This is a genomic window from Bacillus cereus group sp. BfR-BA-01408 (genome assembly GCF_022663305.1).
GTDB classification, from domain to species: domain Bacteria; phylum Bacillota; class Bacilli; order Bacillales; family Bacillaceae_G; genus Bacillus_A; species Bacillus_A pacificus.
The window spans coordinates 1-223 of the sequence record NZ_JAKUFF010000312.1; the positions used below are offsets into that span (position 1 = coordinate 1).

Genomic DNA, 223 nt, shown 5'->3' on the forward strand with positions numbered 1-223 from the left:
AAATGCGAACGTCTCTTCATTTATTACATATCCATTTGGTGCTATTGTTTCTTTATACGTATACTTTCCGTATGGTAGTTTGAATTTCGCTACACCTTTTTCATCCGTTTTCCCTTTTACTACTTCTTTCCCTTGTTCGTTGTAGATTGTAAATTCTGCATTCGGCAGCTTCGTATTCCCATCCGTTACATCTACTTTCGTTATTTCTAATTCACCTTTTACA

The 223-nt window shown here is 35.4% G+C and carries 1 protein-coding gene; it reads right to left on the minus strand.

Annotated features, from left to right (window positions below):
• The coding region (locus tag MR083_RS27430) for a prealbumin-like fold domain-containing protein (protein ID WP_242270146.1) at nucleotides 1–223 on the minus strand (223 nt) is incomplete at both ends.